This is a genomic window from Kaistia hirudinis (assembly GCF_014196455.1).
GTDB lineage: Bacteria > Pseudomonadota > Alphaproteobacteria > Rhizobiales > Kaistiaceae > Kaistia > Kaistia hirudinis.
This window is the reverse complement of the sequence record NZ_JACIDS010000006.1, coordinates 1-18,881: the sequence shown is the minus strand read 5'-3', so window position 1 is coordinate 18,881 and position 18,881 is coordinate 1. Positions and strand designations below refer to the sequence as shown.

Here is an 18,881-nt window from a genome sequence, read left to right as displayed (position 1 = left end):
GCCCGGCCGCGGCCTTACCAATTCGACGACGGATCATGACGCAAGAACGCTACAATCCCCGCGACGCCGAACCGCGCTGGCAGCGCGTCTGGGCCGAGCGCGGCATCTTCGAGACGAAGAACGACGATCCGCGGCCGAAATACTATGTGCTGGAGATGTTCCCCTATCCCTCGGGGCGCATCCATATCGGCCATGGCCGCAACTATGTCATGGGCGACGTGGTCGCGCGCTTCAAGCGCATGAAGGGGTTCAACGTCCTGCATCCCATGGGCTGGGACGCCTTCGGCCTGCCGGCCGAGAATGCCGCCATCGAGCGCAACAGCCATCCCAAGGTCTGGACCTACGAGAACATTGAGACGATGAAGGCGCAGCTGAAGCTGCTCGGCCTCTCGCTCGACTGGAGCCGCGAGATCGCGACATGCGATCCGGCCTATTATGCCGAACAGCAGAAGATCTTCGTCGATTTCTTCGACAAGGGCCTCGTCTATCGCAAGGAGAGCGAGGTCAACTGGGACCCGGTCGACAATACCGTGCTCGCCAATGAGCAGGTAATCGACGGGCGCGGCTGGCGTTCCGGCGCCCTGGTGGAGCGGCGCAAGCTCTCGCAGTGGTTCTTCCGGATCACCGCCTTCGCCGAGGAGCTTCTCTCGGCGCTGGATACGCTCGACCGCTGGCCGGACAAGGTCCGCCTGATGCAGCGCAACTGGATCGGCCGGTCCGAGGGCCTGTCGCTGCGCTTCCAGCTCGACGCGTCGACCACGCCGCTCGGCACCAGCGAGATCGAGATCTACACGACGCGGCCCGATACGCTCTACGGCGCCTCGTTCCTCGCCATCGCCGCCAACCATCCCCTCGCCGAGAAGCTCGCCGAGGAGAATGCCGAACTCGCTGAATTCATTGCCGAATGTCGGCGCGGCGGAACCTCGGCCGAGGCGATCGAGACGCAGGAGAAGCTCGGCTTCGACACCGGCGTGAAGGCCGAGCACCCGCTGGTGCCCGGCTGGTTCCTGCCGGTCTATGTCGCCAATTTCATCCTGATGGACTATGGCACGGGCGCGATCTTCGGCTGCCCGGCACATGACCAGCGCGACCTCGACTTTGCCCGGAAATACGGCCTGCCGGTCAAGCCCGTCGTGCTGCCGGAAGGCGAGGATCCGGCATCGTTCGGCGTCGGCGACATCGCCTATGACGGCGACGGCACGCTGTTCAATTCCGCCTTCATGGACGGGCTGTCCATTCCCGATGCCAAGGACGCGGTTGCGAAACGGCTGGAGAATCAGTCGCTTGGCAACGCGCCGCAGGGCAAGCGCCAGGTGAATTTCCGCCTGCGCGACTGGGGCATCTCGCGCCAGCGCTATTGGGGCTGCCCCATCCCGGTCATCCATTGCCCGAGCTGCGGCCCGGTTCCGGTGCCGAAGGAGGACCTGCCGGTTCGCCTGCCGGAGGACGTGACATTCGACCGGCCGGGCAACCCGCTCGACCGCCATCCGACGTGGAAGCACGTCGCCTGTCCGAAATGCGGCACGGCGGCGGTGCGCGAGACGGACACGATGGACACCTTCGTCGACTCGTCCTGGTATTTCGCGCGCTTCGCCAGTTCCGCCCACATGTCGCCATTGGCGAAAGAGGCGGTCGATCACTGGCTGCCGGTCGATCAATATATCGGCGGCATCGAGCACGCGATCCTGCACCTGCTCTATTCGCGCTTCTTTACCCGCGCGCTGACGGCCTGCGGACGCATCTCGGTCGCCGAGCCCTTCGCCGGTCTCTTTACCCAGGGCATGATCGTCCACGAGACCTACAAGGACGCAGCCGGCAAGTGGCTGTTCCCGGAAGAGGTCGAAAAGCGCTCCGACGGGACGGCTGTCCGCAAGGGCACCGAGGAGCCGGTGACGGTCGGCCCGCCCGAGAAGATGTCGAAGTCGAAGAAGAATGTCGTGCCGCCGGAAGTGGTGGCCGACAGCTACGGCGTCGATTGCGCGCGCTGGTTCATGCTTTCCGACACGCCGCCGGAGCGCGACAGCGAATGGACCGAGGCCGGCATCGAGGGCGCCTGGCGCTTTGCCCAGCGCATCTGGCGTCTCGTCAACGAGGCCGTCGACCTCGCCGGCCCTACGCCGGTCGCCCCTACCACCTTCGGGCCCGAGGCGACGGCGATCCGCCGCGCGGCGCACCGCCTCGTCGCCCATGTGGCGGAGGATTTCGATCGCCTGCGCTTCAACGTCGCCGTCGCGCGGGTGCATGCCTATGTGAACGGCTATGCCGACGCGGTGAACGCAGCTCGTGCGCGGGCGGGCGCTCTGCCGGCCGACGAGGCGGCGGCGCTGCTCGAAGGCGCCCGGATGCTGGTCGGCGTCATCGCGCCGATGATCCCGCATCTCGCCGAGGAATGCTGGACCGTGCTCGGCGGCGAAGGCCTCGTCGCGGAAGCGCCCTGGCCGGTCGCAGATGCCGCGCTGCTGGTCGAGGACGAGATGACGCTGCCCGTCCAGATCAACGGCAAGAAGCGGGACGAACTCACCATCTCGGCAACGGCCTCGGATGCTGATATTGAGAAGGCGGTGCTCGCGCTCGACGGCGTTGCCCGTGCGCTCGAGGGCCGTTCGCCGCGCAAGATCGTCATCGTGCCGAAGAGGATCGTGAATGTCGTCGTCTGATCGCCGTTCCGGTACGACGGGGCGCGCCACGCGCCGCGGAGCCCTCGCGGCGCTGGGAGCGGTCGCGCTCCTGGCGGGCTGCACCGTCCATCCCGTCTATATGCCGGTCGAGACGGCGACCAAGGACGGCCTGAAGTCGAATGTCGACCTGTCCGCCATCACCGTAAGCGCAGCAACCACGCGCGTCGGGCAGGAAGTGCGCAACAACCTGCTCTTCGCGTTCAGCGGCGGCAAGGCGACGCCGCCGCCGCGCTACGTGCTCAACATCGACGTTGCGAACTCGGAAGAGCGGCTCGGATTCGCGAAGGACGAGACGGCGCCGGCCTATCAGGTCAGCGTCCAGGTGAAATACGAGCTTCGGACCATCGCCGACGATCGCCTGCTCGGTCGATCGGTCTCGACGGGCCTTGCGACCTATAACCGCTCGAACCAGAACTTCGCGAATGTGCGGGCGCGGATCGACGCCGAGAACCGCGCCGCGGAATCCGTCGCCGACGAGATTCGCCTCCGCATCGCGCTCGCCATCGCCAAGGACATGCCTCCGGCGCAGTTGGGCACCGTCAAGGGCCCGAACCTGCCGGCCGGCGGAACGCCGTCGATCATCTCCAATTCGATGTAGGCGAACGGGAGAAGAGCAGATGGTCGCGATACGGCCGCAGGATGCCGATCGCGTCCTGGCGCGCCCCGACCCGGCCGTCCGGGTCGTGCTGCTGCACGGCACGGATAGCGGTCTCATCTCGGAGCGGGCCGCCAATTTCTGCAAGACCGTGCTTGGCGGCGCCGACGACGCGTTCGGTCTGGTGCGGCTCGAAGCCGCCGAGATCGCTTCGGACCCCGGCAGGCTCGCCGACGAGGCGAACACCATCCCGCTCTTCGGCGGTTCGCGCGTCATCCGCGTGCGCGTCTCCGGCAACCGGCCGATCCTGAACGCGGTGACGGCGGTGCTGGCTGCGCCGCCGCGCGACAGCTGGGTCGTGCTCGAGGCGGGCGAAATCCGCAAGGGCGTCGGGCTGAGGAAGCTGTGCGAGGCCGCACTCGGTGCGGCGGCGATCGCCTGCTATGCCGATGAGGGCGCCGCGCTCGATCGCCTCATCGAAAGCGAGCTCTCCGCCTTCCGCCTCACGCCCGAGGCGCGGACGCTGCTGAAGCTGCAGCTCGGCGCTGACCGCCTCGCGAGCCGCTCCGAACTCGTCAAGCTGGCGCTCTATGCGCGCGGCCGGACCGAGATCGACGTCGCCGACATCCGCGCCGTGATCGGCGATGGCGGCGGCTTCGCGGCCGACGAGGCGGTGGATGCCGCCGCGATGGGCGATGCCGAGACCTTCGACCGCCATTTCCGCCGCATCCTCGCCTCCGGAACACCGGCCTTCGTCGTCGCCTCGTCGGCGCTCAGGCACTTCCAGACGCTGCACAAGATCCGCTCCGCCATCGAGGCCGGCGCGCCGCAGCAGGCCGCGATCGACATGGCCGGCGGCGTGTTCTTCCAGCGCAAGGCGAAGCTCGAGCAGGCGGTGCGGCTCTGGTCTTCGGAGCGGCTGCTCGCGGCGCTGGACCGGCTCGACCGCGCCATCCTCGACAGCCGGCTGAAGGCGGCGATCGGCGAGGAGATCATCGGCCAGGCCCTGCTCTCCATCGCCGTCATGGCCCGCCAGGCACGGCGTCCGGCGGCCTGAGGGCGGGTGGGTAGACGGGCGTCGAGGATTGAGTGCCAGGACGGAGCCGAGAGCCGTACAGCGCCCTGTTCTTCACCTCTCCCTGAGGGAGAGGTCGGCGCGTAGCGCCGGGTGAGGGTTTACGGCTTCTCCGGAGAGTTCCCTAAACCCTCTCCCGCCGGCCTGCGGCCGTCGACCTCCCCCTTAGGGGGAGGTGAAGAAAGGGAGCGAGAGCCCCCTCTCACCTCACACCCGAAACGTCTCCGCGAGGCGCACCAGGGCGTTCGCTGCGGCGACGATCGCGGCGAGGTCGACGTGTTCGTCGATGGCGTGCGCGGCCTTGATATCGCCCGGCCCAAAGATCACCGTCGGCGTGCCGGCCCGGGTCATCGAGCTGGCGTCGGAGCCGAAGGATGCGCCGAGGATCCGCGCCGTGCCGCCTTCGGCCCGCGCCGCCGCGCTGAGCGCGGTCACGATGCCCGCCCCCGTCGGCACATCCATGGAGGCGGCATCGATGAAGGGCCGGTGCATGACGTAGCGGATGCCCTCGGGCGGCGCGAAGCCGGCGACCGCCGCCGCGATCTCCTCCCAGATCTCCGATCCCGTCTGATCCGGCAGGGGGCGGCAGTCGAAGGTGAGCCGCACCTTCGAGGGAATGCTGTTCGGTCCGTCGCCGCCGGCGATCATCGTGCAGGTCAGCGTGCGCGGATCGAGCAGGGGATGGCTGTGCCGCGACTGCGTCCGCGCCATGTAGTCGGCCAGGAAGTCGAGCAGCGGGCCCGTGGCGGTGATCGCGTTCCGTCCCTCATGCGGGCGCGAGGCATGGGCGGCGCGGCCGAGCACGTCGATATGCCAGCGCACGGCGCCCTTGCAGGCGCAATAGAGATCGAGGCCAGTCGGCTCGCCGGCGACGCCGCCATCATAGGGGCCATGGGTCTTCAGGTGATGCGTGACGCCCTTGAACGTGACCTCCTCGTCGATCGCAGCGAGAAAGGTCACGGCTGACGCCGTGTGGCCACGGCGCTTGAGTTCCCGCAACGCCAGCATGAAGGTGGCGAGACAGCCCTTGTCGTCGACGGCACCGCGTCCGAAAAGCAGGTTTCCCTCGCGGCGCGGCGTGAAGGGCGCCTCCATGCCATCGACCTGAACCGTGTCGAGATGACCCTCCCAGAGCAGCGTCGGAGCACCGGGGGCGCCGGGCAGCTCGGCTACGACATTGGGCCGGCCTTCTTCCACCAGGTCGAGGGAAACGGCGAAGCCTTCCGCCGCGAGCCAGTCGGCGACGAACCGCGCCATGCGCGCCTCGCCGAACCATGCAGGCGGCAGGCCGTCGCGATGAAAGCTCGGATTGATGGAGGGAATCGCGACCATGGCCGAGAGGAGTTCGGCCGCCGATTCGAGTTCGATCACGTCTTTAGGTCCGTCGGGGTTCGTCGGTGGTCCGGCCGGGAGGGGCTGGCTGAAGCGATGGCCGGCGGCCCTGTCGTAACGACGCGGCGCCGGCCCGTCGAGTGCCGTTTCGTCCTGCCCGCCGCGCGCCCCAAGTGCGGCCGCCCATGCAGCAGCCGGTCAACAGGAACGCCGCAAGCTGCTATGGGAGGTCGCGCGTTCGCGGTCTTCGGCTAGGAGACCGCGTCGCACGCCATCAGGTTCCGAAGACGGCCACGCTCCCGTGGCTCCTTGAGAGGTAATATGCCCGACGCGATCGATATCGAAGGCGCCGCCCCGCATGGCGGCCATTATTCCCATGTGGTGGTGGCGAACGGCTTCGCCTTCGTCTCCGGCCAGGGTCCGGTCGATCCGGCGACAGGCCGGATGCCCGACGATTTCGCCGGGCAGGTGCGCCAGACGCTGACCAATCTCGAGACCATCCTCAAGGGCGTCGGCACGGACCTCTCCCGCGCCGTGAAGGTCAATGCCTATCTCGCCGACGTCACCCGCTTTGGCGAGTACAACGAGATCTACAAGACCTTCTTCAAGGGCCGCGCCCCGGCCCGCACGACCGTGGGCGCCCAGCTGATCGGCATCCAGGTCGAGATCGACTGCATCGCCGCGATCCCCGAGACGCGCTGATCTCGCTTGCCACGATCGAAGGCCGGGCCGATCGCCCGGCCTTCGCACACCCCGGTTCAGCCCACGGGACGCTATTTGGCGAAGAGCTGGCCAATATCCGCGAAGGCCTTGAATTCGAGCGCATTGCCCGCCGGATCGAGGAAGAACATCGTCGCCTGCTCGCCGACCTGGCCCTTGAAGCGCACATAGGGCTCGATCACGAAGGCGATGCCAGCGGCCTTCAGCCGTTCGGCGAGCGCCTCCCAATCCTCCATCGCCAGCACCACGCCGAAATGCGGCACCGGCACGTCATGGCCGTCGACGGGATTGTGATGCGGCGCGTCACCCGGTGCCTTCGGCTTCCAATGCGCGACGATCTGATGGCCATAGAGGTCGAAATCGATCCAGCTGTCGGAACTGCGGCCCTCCGGGCAGCCGAGCAGATCGCCATAGAAGGCGCGCGCCGCGGCGAGGTCGTCCACGGGGAAGGCGATATGGAAGGGCGTGAGGCTGGCCATCGGGCGTTCTCTCATGTGGAGCCGGCGCGCGCCGGCGGGAAAAGGGTTCTCGCTCACGCGGCGCCGTCATCGGTGCCGCTGGAAGCCAGAGCGGGCTCGGCGGCTTCGGTGAAGCGCCGCTCGATCGTCTCGACGCAGGCCCGCAGCGACTCCAAATGGCGCGCGGCGGCCTCCTCGATCGTCATGGCCGAGCGGAAGAAGATGATGTTGACGGCGCCCATGACGCGGCGCTGCCCGGTCGCCCGGCTCGGCGCGTGCACCGGCAGGGCGATGGCGCTGATCGCAGCCTCGGAGCCGCCGATCGAGGCACCATAGCCGCGCGCCTGCGTCTCGGCGACAAGCCGCGCGACCAGGCGCCGGTCGGCGGCATCGGCCGCGTCGACGGCGTCCGAGCGCGCCGCGATCTCCAGCATGGTCTCGCGCTCTTCCGCGCCGGCGGCGGCCAGGATCGCCCGCCCCATGGCCGAGCGCGTCAGCGGACGGTAGCGGCCGACCATGGCGCGGTGGATCGAGAACGGGCTGTAGCGATGCGTGGATTCGCGGATGAGGACGCCGCCGCCTTCGAAGGTGCCGAAATCGCTCGGCCAGCGCACCAGCGGCAGCAGCCGCACCATCTCCTGCGCCACGACATTGCTGATCTCGTCATGGTCGCTCAAGCCTTCGCTGAGCCGCCGCACGCCGGGCGCGAGGCTCCAGCTCTCGTCCGACGGGCTGCGCAGCACGAGATCCTGCCGCGCCAGCGTCGCCAGCAGGCGATAGGTCGTGGTGCGGTCGATGCCGCAGGCCCGCGCCAGTTCCGAAGGGGCCGCCCGTCCGCGCCGGCCGAGCTCGGCGAGGAGAACGATGCCCCGCTCCAGCGCGCGCACCGGCTTGTAGGTGCCCTCCATGGCCTTATCCCGCTCGGTGTTCACCAAGTGCACAGATAGCACGCCTTGCTTGAACCGCGCCAGCGGCGAGGCCTAGCGTGCCGGCCAAGAAACGAGCAGAGCCGCGGCGCCATCGATCGCATCGCGGCGAGAACATGCGGAGGATGCCATGCTGAGCGGCGCGGTCTGTATCAGTCATTCGCCCCTGATGGACAAGAACCGGGCGCCGGCGCCGGTGGAGAAGCGCTTCGAGGCAGCGATCGCCAAGGCGGCACGACAGGTCGCCGACTGGGGACCGGACGTCGTCATCGTCTTCTTCCCGGATCATTTCAACGGTTTCTTCTACGATCTGATGCCGAGCTTCTGCATCGGCGCGGTCGCGAGTTCGATCGGGGATTTCGGGTCGGTGCCGGGCGCGCTCGACGTGCCGGAGGACCTCGCCGCGTCGCTCGCCGCGAGCGTCACGCGGGACGGCATCGACGCCGCGATCTCCTATCGCATGCAGGTCGACCACGGCGCGACGCAGCCGGTGGAACTGCTGTCGGCGATCCATCCGCTCACCCGCATCATCCCCGTCTTCATCAATTGCGCCGCCCCGCCGCGGCCAACCTTCGCCCGTGTTCGCGCCTTCGGTGAGGCGGTGGGGCGCTGGGCGCAGGCGATCGACGTCAATGTGGCCGTGCTCGCCTCCGGCGGCCTGTCGCATGATCCGCCGATCCCTGCGCTCACCGGCGCCACCCCCGAGGCGCGGGCGAAGCTGATCGACGGCCGCGCCGCGAGCCACGCCGCCCGCCTCGCCCGCCAGACCCGCGTCTATGGCGCCGGGCACGACTATGTCGCCGGTACCTCGAAACTGCGGCCGCTCAATCCCGAATGGGACCGCGACTTCCTCGACCATCTCGTGCGCGGCGACCTCACGGTCGGCGATGCCTGGGACGATAATGAGGTGACCCGCCTCGCCGGGCGCGGCGCGCATGAGGTCCGCACCTGGGTCGCGGCCCTCGCGGCGCTCTCCGCGGCCGGCGGCTACGAGGCCGAGATCGGCTTCTACGAGCCGATCCAGGAGTGGATCACCGGCATCGCGCTGACCACCGCGACGCCCCGCGCCGCCGCCAGGCAGGCCGCCTGAGGCCGGTCCCTCCGATCCATCACCACGGAACAGCACCCATGAGCGAAACCGCTTCCCCCGCTCCCTATCGCAGCATCTGGCGCGACCTGCAGGGCGTCTCCTTCTCGCAGGGCTTCCTCGACGCCGGCGGCATCCGCACGCGCTATCTGCATGCCGGCAGGACCGGCGCCCCGCCGCTCCTTCTGCTGCACGGCGTCGGCGGCCATGCCGAGGCCTATATCCGCAACCTCGCCTCGCATGGCGAGCATTTCGACGTCTGGGCGATCGACCTGATCGGTCATGGCTGGACCGACAAGAAGGCCGAGGATCGCGAGATCCGCCACTATGTCGACCATGTGCTGCGCCTGCTCGACACGCTCGGCTTCGAGAAGGCATCGATCTCCGGCGAGTCGCTCGGCGGCTGGGTCGCCTCGCGCATCGCGGCGGATCATCCCGAGCGCGTCGATCGGCTGGTGCTCAACACGGCCGGCGGGTCGCAGGCCGATCCCGTCGTGATGGAGCGGATCAAGACGCTGTCGATGCGGGCGGCGTCCGAGCCGAGCTGGGAATTCATCAGGGCGCGCGTCGAGTGGCTGATGGCCGACAAGTCCAAGGCCTATGACGACCTCGTCGCCTGCCGCCAGGCGATCTATGCCCAGCCCGGCATGGCCGAGGCGATGAAGCACAACATGGTGCTGCAGGACATGGAGACGCGGAAGCGCAACCTCATCTATCCGGCCGACTACGCGCGCATCAAGGCGCCGACGCTGGTGCTGTGGACCTCGGACGATCCGACGGCGGACGTGAGCGAGGGCCGCCGCATCGCCTCGATGATCCCCGGCGCGCTGTTCACCGTCATGGCGGGCTGTGGCCACTGGCCGCAATTCGAGGATCCGGAGACGTTCAACCGGATCCACCTCGCCTTCCTGAAGAACGAGCCGGTTCCCGAGGCAGCTCCCATCGCCGCCTGAAAGCGGCGCGGCCCCTCCCGTCGAGGATATGTCCCATGACTGACGAACCGGTCGCCCGTCTGGCCGATCGCCTGGCGGCGGCGGAAGCAAGCCGCACGCCCTGCCCGCCGATCCGCGACGAAATCGCCGCGCTGGCGGGCGCGCGGTCTGCGACCGACATCGCCTATGCCGTGCAGGCCGAACTGACCCACCGCCGCATCGCCGCCGGCGAGCGCCTCGTCGGCCGCAAGATCGGGCTGACATCCAAGGCCGTGCAGGCCCAGCTCGGCGTCGATTCGCCCGATTTCGGCGCGCTCTTCGCGGCAATGGCCGTCGGCGACGGCGAGGATATCCCGCTCGCCGAGCTGATCCAGCCCAAGGTCGAGGCGGAGATCGCCTTCGTGCTCGACCGCGACCTGACCTGCGAGCGGCACACCGCCGCCGACATCTTCCGCGCCACCGCCTTCGCCGTGGCTGCGCTGGAAATCGTCGACAGCCGCATCGCCGACTGGAACATCCGCCTGACCGACACGGTCGCCGACAACGGCTCCAGCGCGCGCTTCGTGCTCGGCAGCCGACCGCTCGCCCTTTCAAGCGTCGACCTCGTCGGCTGCGCCATGACGCTGGAGCGCGACGGCGTCGAGGTCTCGCGCGGCTCGGGCGCGGCCTGCCTCGGCAGCCCGGTCAACGCCGCGCGCTGGCTCGCCGACACGATGGTCGCGGCCGGCTCGCCGCTGAGGGCCGGCGATGTCGTGCTCACCGGCGCGCTCGGACCGATGGCCGCGGTCAAGGAACCCGGCGTCTATACGGCCCGCATCGACGGCTTCGGACCGGTGCGCGTCCGCTTCACGAACTGACGGAGGCGCCATGAGCGCGACACGAGTGAAATGCGCCATCATCGGCTCGGGCAATATCGGCTCCGACCTGATGATCAAGGTCATGCGCACGTCGAAGAATCTCGCCGTGGGCGCGATGATCGGCATCGATCCGGCCTCGGATGGCCTCGCCCGCGCCGCCCGGCTCGGCGTGCCGGTGAGCCATGAGGGCATAGACGGCCTCCGCCGCATGCCCGAATACAAGGACATCCGCGTGGTGTTCGACGCGACCTCGGCCAAGGCGCATGTCCACAATGACGCGCTGCTGCGCGCCGACGGCAAGAAGGTCATCGACCTCACGCCGGCCGCCGTCGGGCCTTTCACCATCCCCGTCATCAATGGCGAGGCGACGCTCGACGCGCCCAATGTCAACATGGTGACCTGCGGCGGCCAGGCGACAATCCCGATCGTCAATGCCGTCAAGCGCGCCGCGAAGCGCCTCGTCTATGCCGAGATCGTCGCCTCGATCGCCTCGAAATCCGCCGGGCCGGGCACGCGCGCCAATATCGACGAGTTCACCGAGACCACGTCGAAGGCGATCGAGATCGTCGGCGGCGCCGAGCGCGGCAAGGCGGTGATCGTGCTCAACCCGGCCGAGCCGCCGCTGATCATGCGCGACACGGTGTTCACGCTGTCGCAGGGCGGCGAGCCGGAGGAGATCGAGGCCTCGATCCTCGCCATGGTCGCCGCGGTCCAGAAATATGTGCCGGGCTACCGCCTGAAGCAGCGCCCGCAATTCGAGCGCATCGGCGACAACGCCCCCGTCCGCATCCCCGGTATCGGGCCGGCCTCCGGCCTCAAGACCACCGTCCTGCTCGAGGTCGAGGGCGCCGCGCACTACCTGCCCGCCTATGCCGGCAATCTCGACATCATGACGTCCGCCGCCCTCGCCGCCGCCGATCTGTGGGCCGGCCGGCTGATCCAGAAGGAGGCCGCGTGATGGCGCGCCGCGACCCGAACAAGATCTATGTCCAGGACGTCACGCTGCGCGACGGCATGCACGCCGTCGGCCACAAATACAGCCTCGACCAGGCGCGTCGGATCGCCGCCGCGCTCGACGCCGCCAGGGTCGATGCGATCGAGATCACGCATGGTGACGGCGTCTCGGGCTCGACGTTCAACTATGGCTTCGGCGCGCATGACGATGCCGAGTGGATCGCCGCCGTCGCGGAGGTGTGCTCGCACGCCGTCGTGACGACGCTGCTCCTGCCCGGCATCGGCACGGTGCACGATCTGAAGGCCGCCTATGAGGCCGGCGCCCGCTCGGTCCGCCTCGCCACCCATTGCACGGAAGCGGACGTTGCGCGCCAGCATATCGAGGCGGCGCGCGCGCTCGGCATGGATACGGTCGGCTTCCTGATGATGGCGCATATGGCGCCGGTCGAGGTGCTGGCCGAACAGGCGAAGCTCATGGAGAGCTACGGCGCCGAATGCGTCTATGTGACGGATTCCGCCGGCGCGCTGCTGCCCGGCCAATATGCCGAGCGCGTCCGCGCGCTGCGGGCGGCGCTGAAGCCGGAGACCGAGGTCGGCGTCCACACGCATCACAATCTGACGCTCGGCGTCGCCAATGCGGTGGCCGGCATCGAGGCAGGCGCCGTCCGCGTCGACGCCTCCCTCGCCGGCATGGGCGCCGGCGCCGGCAATGCGCCGATCGAGGCGCTGGTTGCCGTCCTCGAACGCATGGGCGTCGCCACGGGCTGCGATCTCTACAAGCTCATGGATGCCGCCGACGATCTCGTCCGCCCGCTGCAGGACCGGCCCGTGCGCGTCGACCGCGAGAGCCTCGCGCTCGGCTTCGCGGGCGTCTATTCGAGCTTCCTGCGCCATGCCGAGGCGGCGTCGCGCGTCTATGACGTCGACACGCGCGAGATCCTGATCGAGCTCGGCCGCCGCCGCATGGTCGGCGGGCAGGAGGACATGATCATCGACGTCGCACTCGACCTGATCGAGGCGCGGAAATCCGCAGCCTGACACAGATCGTTCCGGGCGCCCGCCCCCCGCAGGCGAGGGCCTCGCGCCCGTCCCGGACGAGGGAAGCCCCGCAGTCATCCGGCTGTGGGGCTTCTTCGTGAGGCGGCAAAGGAATTCCGGAATTGGCTCATGATCGGGCCTTCCGGAAGCGTGCGCTTCAACACGGACAGAAAGTCTGGATTGCCGGGTCAAGCCCGGCAATGACACCGGCTGGGCGAATGAGGGTTCGCTCGAACCTGAATGCCGATCGACCGTTGAGTCGTTCTTCCTTTGATTGAAGCCCCGACGGCGCAACCCACTCCGCCGTCATCCCGGACTTGATCCGGGATCCATCCAGCCGGAGCATTGGGAGGCTAGACCACCAGCGGCGTGGCTGGATGCATCCGGGGTCAAGTGCCTGGGATGACGGAGCTTTGTCGGAGCGGGTTGGTCAACTGCACCCGATTCCGACAAGAAATGAACCGCTCTAGCGCAGGGCCGCGGCGAGCTTGCGCAGATCCTGCTTCGGATCGCGCAGCGCATCGAGATCGGCGATGACGCGGCCCGAGGCGATCAGATCCTTGGCCGGCCGCATCTCGCGGCCATTGTCGACGGTCACCGCGCCGACGATGCGCCCGTCGGTGACGCCGAACAGCGTATAGCGCGCGGCTGCATCATCGCCGCGCCGGATCCAGTCCGCCGCCTCGGGGGAGCCGGCAACCTGGAAATTGCTCTCATACTGGTCGGTCCAGTACCAGGGCAGCTCGTCCGCGCAGGGCACGTCGCGCACCATCGCGGCGGCGACAGCAGCGCCCTGCACCCGTGCGTTCTGCCAGGTCTCCTGGCGCACATGCCGGCCGAGCACCGGCCGCCATTGATGCGCGACGTCGCCGGCCGCGAAGATGGCGGGATCGGAGGTGCGGCCGTATTCGTCGGTAACGATGCCATTGTCGACGGCGAGCCCCGCCGCGGCGGCGAGCTCGGTGTTGAGCGCAACGCCGATGCCATAGACGATGACGTCGCCCTCGAAGGAGCGCCCATCCTCGCAGGTCAGCACGAATCCGCCGCCGGCCTCGCGCTCCGCGCGCGCCAGAGCGGCTCCGAAGGCAAAGGTGACGCCCCGGGCCCGGTGCAGCGCCATCAGGACATCGGCGAGCGGCTGCGGCGCGGCGCGGGCCATCAGCCGGTCGCCGCGCTCGATGACCGTGACTGAGGCGCCGAGCACGGTCGCACTGGCCGCGACCTCGAGCCCGATGACGCCGCCGCCGACCACGAGCAGCCTTTTGCCCGGCCCGATCGCGGCGCGCAGCGCCTCGGCATCGCCGAGCGTGCGCATGGTGAAGACGCCGGCGCCGAGCGCGTCGAGCAGCGGATAGGGCCGGGGACGCGCGCCGGTGGCGATGAGCAGACGGTCATAGGCGATCGCCTCGCCGTCATCGAGCGTAAGGATCCGGGCGCCGCGATCGATCGCGGCGGCGCGGCGGCCGAGACGCGTCTCGATTGCCCGGTCGGCGTAGACGCCCGCGTCATGAATCGTGACCTTGGCCCGTTCCGGCTGGATCAGCACATCCTTGGAGAGCGGCGGACGCTCATAGGGCAGGTGCGGCTCCTCGCCGACCAGGATGATCCGGCCGGCAAAGCCCTCGTCGCGGAGCGCGATGGCCGCGACCGCGCCGGTCTGGCCCCCGCCGACGATGACGAAACTCCGCCGGTCGTCGGCCGATGGATGACCGACCGGATCGGGATGCTGGTGGGCGTTCATGGGTGTCCTCCGATCGCCGCTTCGCTGCGGCTTGCCTTTGTGGGGAACAGGCATGGGGACGGTCGTGCGGCGTGATCGCTTAGAGATCGAGCCCGCCCGCGACGTGCCGGATGCCGCGGATGCCGAGCCCGCAATCGGCATTGATCATGACGCCGCTCAGCGTGCGGTTGTTGGCGCGCGAGGCGAGCAGCACAAAAGGCCCGGTGAAATCCGCCGGATCGGGGAAGAACTGCAGCGGCAGGATGGCGCGGATCGCCTCGGGCGAGCGCGAATCCATGATGCGGCGGTCCTGCTGGCCGAGCGCCGCCGGCCCGCGCAGATCGCTCGCCATGCCGCTCGGCCCGACGCCGTTGACGCGAACCTTGGGCGCCAGCTCATAGGCGAGCTCGCGGATCAACCCGACGATCGCGTGCTTGGAGGCAGTATAGAGCGGCCCGCCGCCGCCGGGATAGAAGGCCGAGTTCGACAGCGTGAAGATCATCGAGCCTTCGGAGCGGATCAGCGCCGGCGCCGCGGCCTTGGCTCCCAGCAGGCAGCCCTTCACATTGACGGCGAAGAGTTCGTCGAAGCCGCGCGCCAGCTGCTGCGCGTCGGTGGCGACGAGGCTCGCGCCATGGTCCCAGATCGCGGCATTGCCGATGAAGCAGTCGAGCTTGCCGAACTTGGCTTCCATCGCGGCGACAGCCGCCTCATTGGCCGCGATATCGGTGACGTCGCCCTGAATCGCGACGACGTCCGATCCGAAATCGGCGTTGAGCTGGTCGATCTTGTCCGGCGCGCGTTCGAGCACGCCGACATGCGCGCCCTCGGCGAGGAAGCGCTCGACGAGCGCCCGGCCGAGGCCGGAGCCGCCACCTGTGACGAGGCAGGCCTCGCCCTTGAGCCAGCTCATTCCGCCGCCTCGCTGAGCGCGTCGGCGCTCATGTCGACATAAACCTCGCCGTCGCGGATGACGATCGGAAAGGTGCGCAGCGCCTCGGTCGCGGGCAGGCAGAGCGCCCGCCCGGTCTTGAGACAAAAGCGCGCGGCATGCACCGGACATTCGACCGTCGCGTCGTCGTCGACATAGCCCTCCGACATCGACGCGGTGGCGTGAGTGCACAGGTCCGCGACGGCGTAGAATGCGTCGCCGACATGGAACACGGCGACGGCCGGCTCGGCCTCCACCCGGCGGGCTTCGCCGGGCGGCAGGTCGCCGATGGAACAGACGTGAATCTGGCTCATTTTCTAGAACAGGATGCAGATGTTGGGGGCGACGAGCACGAACTGATCGAGTTCCATCCGGCGCTCGAAGATCTGCCAGGTGGAACCGACGCGGCGGAGCTTGTCGCGGCGCGTGCCGACGAAGGAGTAGAGATCCGTCTGCTTCGAGGCGCGGTGGATGTGATAATTGCTCGCCGTCTCCACCACCTCGCCGTCATAGGACAGGACGCGGAGATTGGCGACGAGGTGGCGCGTGCGCGAGGGCGGCTCCTCCGCCCAGGCCATGCCGGTCTCGAGCCGCGCGACGCGCCGCTCCAGCTGGTACTTGTCCTCGTTGAAGATATAGGTCAGCGGCGGATGCACGCCGCGCCGGCGGTCGCGGGTCTGCGACTGCGTGTTGGTCATCAGCACATAGCTGACATCCTCGGCGAACAGCTCCAGCCAGTCGCGGAAGCGCCAGTCGTCGAGCAGCGAGGCCTCGAAATAGAGGAACTGCTCGATCTCGCGCTGCAATTCGAGCGGCACGCGAACGATCTCGGCGGCGAGCTTTTCCAGCTTCTCGTTCGCGACCGCCGGTTTTTCGAGGATTGCGAGATCAGACATCGGCCAGCTCCTTCTCGGACACCTTGGCGAGCGCTTCGATCTCGCCCCAGTTCTCGGCCGACATCATGTCGGCCCAGTGCTGGTAGAAGCCGCGCGCCGCCGTCTCGGCGAAGGTGTAGTTGGTGAGGCCGGGAATGCCGTCGCTGCGCCGCTCCTCGAAGCCGCGCCCCATCTGCATGCAGAAATCGGTCCGGCGGGCCATGTGCCCTTTGAGCACCTTCTGCACCTCGACCCAGTTCTCCGAATCGTCCTGCTCCAGGAAGCCGGCCGGGCCGAAGGAACGGGCATGGCTCTTGATCAACGCATCCTTGACGTCGTCCGGCATTTCCTTGTCGCCGATGCAGAACGCCCAGACCTCGATCTTGTCCGGCCCGCGCGGATGCCAGACGCGCAGCGTCTGCGTCCCGTTCAGCCAGGAGAGCGTCGGGAACATCGTGTTGTGGCCGGCGAGCCGCTTGGCGCGCACCTCGCCGAGACGGGCGACCGCCTCGGGATAATGCTCGCGGAAATAGGCCGACACCTGTCCGCCGACCCAGACATTGGCGTCCGGCTTTCCGGTGAAGAAGAAGGCCGAGCCATGCCCGTTGCCGGAGAACTGCACGCCGCCGAGCGCATCGGCCCAGACCGGCTTCGCGGTCTGGCCCTCGCCGAGCGGCGAGCCGTCGGCCTTGTTCGCCGCCGTCGGCTGCAGCACCTGGATCGCCGAGGCGTGGGTATAGGGCGCGTGATACTGGTCGGAGCAGAACTGCTCGGCCGCGAATTTCCAGTTGCAGTCGATCGTCCATTTATGGACGCCGCCGAGCACCTCGGTGCCGCCGGCCCGGCGGTCGAGGAAGCCGTCGAGATACCACTTCATATCGCCCAGATAGTCTTCGAGATCCGGGGCGGTGGCGTCCCAATTGCCGAAGATCAGGCCCTTGTAGGTGGCGATCCGCGTGACGCGGGTCAGACCCCATTTCGATTTGTCGAGCTGGTCGCGATAGGCCTCCTTCTCGAGCGGCACGGAATTGAGCGCGCCGTCGAGCCCGTAGGACCAGCCATGATAGGGGCAGGTGAAGGCGCGCGTATTGCCGCCATCGGCATGGCAAACGCGCATGCCGCGGTGCCGGCACTGGTTGAGATAAGCCTCGACCGAACCGTCCTTCTGCCGCACGACGAGCACGGCATCTTCGCCCATGTAAGTGGTGAAGAAGTCTCCCGCCTTCGGGATCATGCTTTCATGGGCGAGAAACAGCCAGCTGCGGGCGAAGATGCGCTCGAGCTCCAGCCGATAAATGTCGGGATCGGTGTAGATCGCCGGCTTTACGGTGCCTTCGCGCGAATTGACGAGGGAACGGACATGCAACAAGTCGTCCACAGCGCTCCTCCTAGCGTTGTTGCTTCTTCTTGAATTCCTCGAAACTGCACACAGCGCCGGCCGGATGGAAATACTTTATAACTTGGACAGTGAGAGGTTTTGCGTCTAAATAGGCGGATGGAGCTGAGGCATCTGCGCTATTTCGTGGCGGTGGCCGAGGAGCTGAACTTCACGCGCGCCGCGGAGCGGCTGCACACGGCCCAGCCCTCGCTCAGCCAGCAGATTCGCGATCTCGAGGACGAGGTCGGCGTGGCGCTGCTCTCGCGCAATAAGCGGCACGTCGCGCTCACCGAGGCCGGCCGTGTCTTCCTCGACGAGGCGCGGCTCGTGCTGGCGCAGGCGCAGCGCGCCTGCCAGCTGGCGCGCCAGGCGGCCGGTCCCGCACAGGCGACGCTGAAGGTCGGCTTCGTGCCGGCGGCCGAGGTGAAGATCTTCCCGCGCGTCCTGCCGCTGATGCGCGCCGGCATGCCCGCCCTCGCCATGACCTTTCACAACCTGCCCACCGGCGCGCTCGAGGAGGGGCTGCTGGAGGGTTCGATCGACATCGCCTTCATGCGCCCGCCCCTGCACGACGAGCGCCTGACCAGCGAGGCGGTCCTCGAAGAGCGCATGGTCGCCGTACTCCCCGCCGATCACGCGCTCGCCGCCCGCCCGGCGATCACGGCCGCCGATCTTGCAGGCGAGAACCTCGTGCGCATCAATCCCCGCCAGGCCGGCGTGCTGCATGGCATCACGCAGGACTGGCTCGCCGACCATGGCATCGCGATGCGCTCCGGGCAGGATGCCGACAATGTGCTGACGCTGCTGACCCTCGTCAGCATGGGCGGCGGCGTCGCGCTGCTGCCCGATTATGCGAGCGAGCTGGTCTTCCGCAACGTCACGACGCGCCCCTTGGCCGATCCGGCGGCGCCGGCGCCGCTGATCATGGCCTGGCGGCGCGCCGATCCGTCGGAGGCGGCAACCACCTTCCGCAATTTCGTCCGCGCCGCCTTTCGCCTGGCGAGCCAGGAACCGCAGACCGAGGAGCCGCCGGGCCGGCAGGGCCGATAGCGCGCCGCTCCAAGGGAATGGCGACGAGGCCGTCGATACGGGTCGACCCGCGGTCCTTTTCGCCATGGCCCATGCCTTGAGCCGGCCAAGGTATTCTCAAGCCCCGACGCCGAGGCTGCGGGAGGGCCGAGCGCACGGCCGGCGTCGGCGCGCTGATGCGCCCGTAGGCTTGTTGCCCCCGAAATCACCGTCCTTGTGGTTGGTTTGGCGCGAGAATGGTCTTGCGCGGGGATTGGTCCGGTATACAATATCCCGAATAGGCGGTGTGCTGACGT

General features: G+C 68.3%; 18 protein-coding genes. 10 read left to right on the top strand and 8 right to left on the bottom strand.

Annotated features, from left to right (window positions below):
- The first annotated feature begins 35 nt into the window (after positions 1 to 35).
- The 3 genes from leuS to holA are packed head-to-tail and all read left to right on the top strand — an operon-like array spanning position 36 to position 4,330.
- A complete protein-coding gene (gene leuS, locus GGR25_RS21675; protein ID WP_183400982.1) occupies positions 36 to 2,657 on the top strand; it encodes a leucine--tRNA ligase in 2,622 nt (873 codons plus the stop codon).
- On the top strand, positions 2,644 to 3,276 hold the full coding sequence (gene lptE / locus GGR25_RS21670; RefSeq protein ID WP_183400981.1) for an LPS assembly lipoprotein LptE: 633 nt from the start codon (positions 2,644 to 2,646) through the stop codon (positions 3,274 to 3,276). Before leuS ends, lptE begins: the two co-directional genes overlap by 14 nt.
- A 19-nt stretch (positions 3,277 to 3,295) precedes the next feature.
- Positions 3,296 to 4,330 carry a DNA polymerase III subunit delta gene (gene holA / locus GGR25_RS21665; RefSeq protein ID WP_183400980.1) on the top strand — a complete coding sequence of 345 codons (1,035 nt, stop codon included), beginning with the start codon at positions 3,296 to 3,298 and terminating at the stop codon, positions 4,328 to 4,330.
- Positions 4,331 to 4,555: 225 nt separating this feature from the next.
- Here the strand turns inward: holA and GGR25_RS21660 are convergent, their stop codons facing one another.
- Positions 4,556 to 5,719 (bottom strand): M20/M25/M40 family metallo-hydrolase, encoded by a 1,164-nt coding sequence (locus GGR25_RS21660; RefSeq protein ID WP_183400979.1) that lies wholly within the window; start codon positions 5,717 to 5,719, stop codon positions 4,556 to 4,558.
- 282 nt (positions 5,720 to 6,001) lie between these two features.
- On the opposite strand from GGR25_RS21660, the gene GGR25_RS21655 reads away from it, so the two are divergent.
- Positions 6,002 to 6,382 carry a RidA family protein gene (locus tag GGR25_RS21655; protein ID WP_183400978.1) on the top strand — a complete coding sequence of 127 codons (381 nt, stop codon included), beginning with the start codon at positions 6,002 to 6,004 and terminating at the stop codon, positions 6,380 to 6,382.
- Between the two features lie 71 nt (positions 6,383 to 6,453).
- Here the strand turns inward: GGR25_RS21655 and GGR25_RS21650 are convergent, their stop codons facing one another.
- Both GGR25_RS21650 and GGR25_RS21645 read right to left on the bottom strand, forming a co-directional pair.
- Positions 6,454 to 6,879, bottom strand: coding sequence for a VOC family protein (locus GGR25_RS21650; protein ID WP_183400977.1), 426 nt, complete (start codon positions 6,877 to 6,879; stop codon positions 6,454 to 6,456).
- Positions 6,880 to 6,932: 53 nt separating this feature from the next.
- Entirely contained in the window at positions 6,933 to 7,766 is an 834-nt protein-coding gene (locus tag GGR25_RS21645; protein WP_183400976.1) for an IclR family transcriptional regulator domain-containing protein, read from the bottom strand.
- 148 nt (positions 7,767 to 7,914) lie between these two features.
- Here GGR25_RS21645 and GGR25_RS21640 point away from each other — a divergent pair, with 148 nt between their 5' ends.
- The 5 genes from GGR25_RS21640 to dmpG are packed head-to-tail and all read left to right on the top strand — an operon-like array spanning position 7,915 to position 12,652.
- A complete protein-coding gene (locus tag GGR25_RS21640) occupies positions 7,915 to 8,874 on the top strand; it encodes a 3-carboxyethylcatechol 2,3-dioxygenase (RefSeq protein ID WP_210300058.1) in 960 nt (319 codons plus the stop codon).
- A 38-nt stretch (positions 8,875 to 8,912) separates the two neighbouring features.
- Positions 8,913 to 9,824, top strand: a complete 912-nt coding sequence (locus tag GGR25_RS21635; RefSeq protein WP_183400975.1) for an alpha/beta fold hydrolase — start codon at positions 8,913 to 8,915, stop codon at positions 9,822 to 9,824.
- 35 nt (positions 9,825 to 9,859) lie between these two features.
- On the top strand, positions 9,860 to 10,660 hold the full coding sequence (locus tag GGR25_RS21630; protein WP_183400974.1) for a 2-keto-4-pentenoate hydratase: 801 nt from the start codon (positions 9,860 to 9,862) through the stop codon (positions 10,658 to 10,660).
- Between the two features lie 10 nt (positions 10,661 to 10,670).
- Positions 10,671 to 11,618 carry an acetaldehyde dehydrogenase (acetylating) gene (locus GGR25_RS21625; protein WP_183400973.1) on the top strand — a complete coding sequence of 316 codons (948 nt, stop codon included), beginning with the start codon at positions 10,671 to 10,673 and terminating at the stop codon, positions 11,616 to 11,618.
- Positions 11,618 to 12,652, top strand: a complete 1,035-nt coding sequence (gene dmpG / locus GGR25_RS21620) for a 4-hydroxy-2-oxovalerate aldolase (protein ID WP_183400972.1) — start codon at positions 11,618 to 11,620, stop codon at positions 12,650 to 12,652. The genes GGR25_RS21625 and dmpG overlap by 1 nt, the downstream gene beginning before the upstream one ends.
- 466 nt (positions 12,653 to 13,118) lie before the next feature.
- Here the strand turns inward: dmpG and hcaD are convergent, their stop codons facing one another.
- From hcaD to hcaE, 5 genes are all read right to left on the bottom strand, one after another.
- Positions 13,119 to 14,393: a 3-phenylpropionate/cinnamic acid dioxygenase ferredoxin--NAD(+) reductase subunit gene (hcaD, locus tag GGR25_RS21615; RefSeq protein ID WP_183400971.1), complete on the bottom strand. Its 1,275-nt coding sequence runs from the start codon at positions 14,391 to 14,393 to the stop codon at positions 13,119 to 13,121.
- Between the two features lie 79 nt (positions 14,394 to 14,472).
- The gene (hcaB, locus tag GGR25_RS21610) at positions 14,473 to 15,285 is read right to left on the bottom strand and encodes a 3-phenylpropionate-dihydrodiol/cinnamic acid-dihydrodiol dehydrogenase (protein WP_183400970.1); all 813 of its coding nucleotides are present in this window, start codon (positions 15,283 to 15,285) and stop codon (positions 14,473 to 14,475) included.
- Positions 15,282 to 15,617: a 3-phenylpropionate/cinnamic acid dioxygenase ferredoxin subunit gene (hcaC, locus tag GGR25_RS21605; protein ID WP_183400969.1), complete on the bottom strand. Its 336-nt coding sequence runs from the start codon at positions 15,615 to 15,617 to the stop codon at positions 15,282 to 15,284. Before hcaC ends, hcaB begins: the two co-directional genes overlap by 4 nt.
- A gap of 3 nt (positions 15,618 to 15,620) precedes the next feature.
- Positions 15,621 to 16,199, bottom strand: coding sequence for a 3-phenylpropionate/cinnamic acid dioxygenase subunit beta (gene hcaF / locus GGR25_RS21600; protein ID WP_183400968.1), 579 nt, complete (start codon positions 16,197 to 16,199; stop codon positions 15,621 to 15,623).
- Positions 16,192 to 17,556 carry a 3-phenylpropionate/cinnamic acid dioxygenase subunit alpha gene (gene hcaE / locus GGR25_RS21595; RefSeq protein ID WP_210300057.1) on the bottom strand — a complete coding sequence of 455 codons (1,365 nt, stop codon included), beginning with the start codon at positions 17,554 to 17,556 and terminating at the stop codon, positions 16,192 to 16,194. The genes hcaF and hcaE overlap by 8 nt, the downstream gene beginning before the upstream one ends.
- A 117-nt stretch (positions 17,557 to 17,673) precedes the next feature.
- On the opposite strand from hcaE, the gene GGR25_RS21590 reads away from it, so the two are divergent.
- Positions 17,674 to 18,606: a LysR substrate-binding domain-containing protein gene (locus GGR25_RS21590; protein WP_183400967.1), complete on the top strand. Its 933-nt coding sequence runs from the start codon at positions 17,674 to 17,676 to the stop codon at positions 18,604 to 18,606.
- Positions 18,607 to 18,881 lie beyond the last annotated feature (275 nt).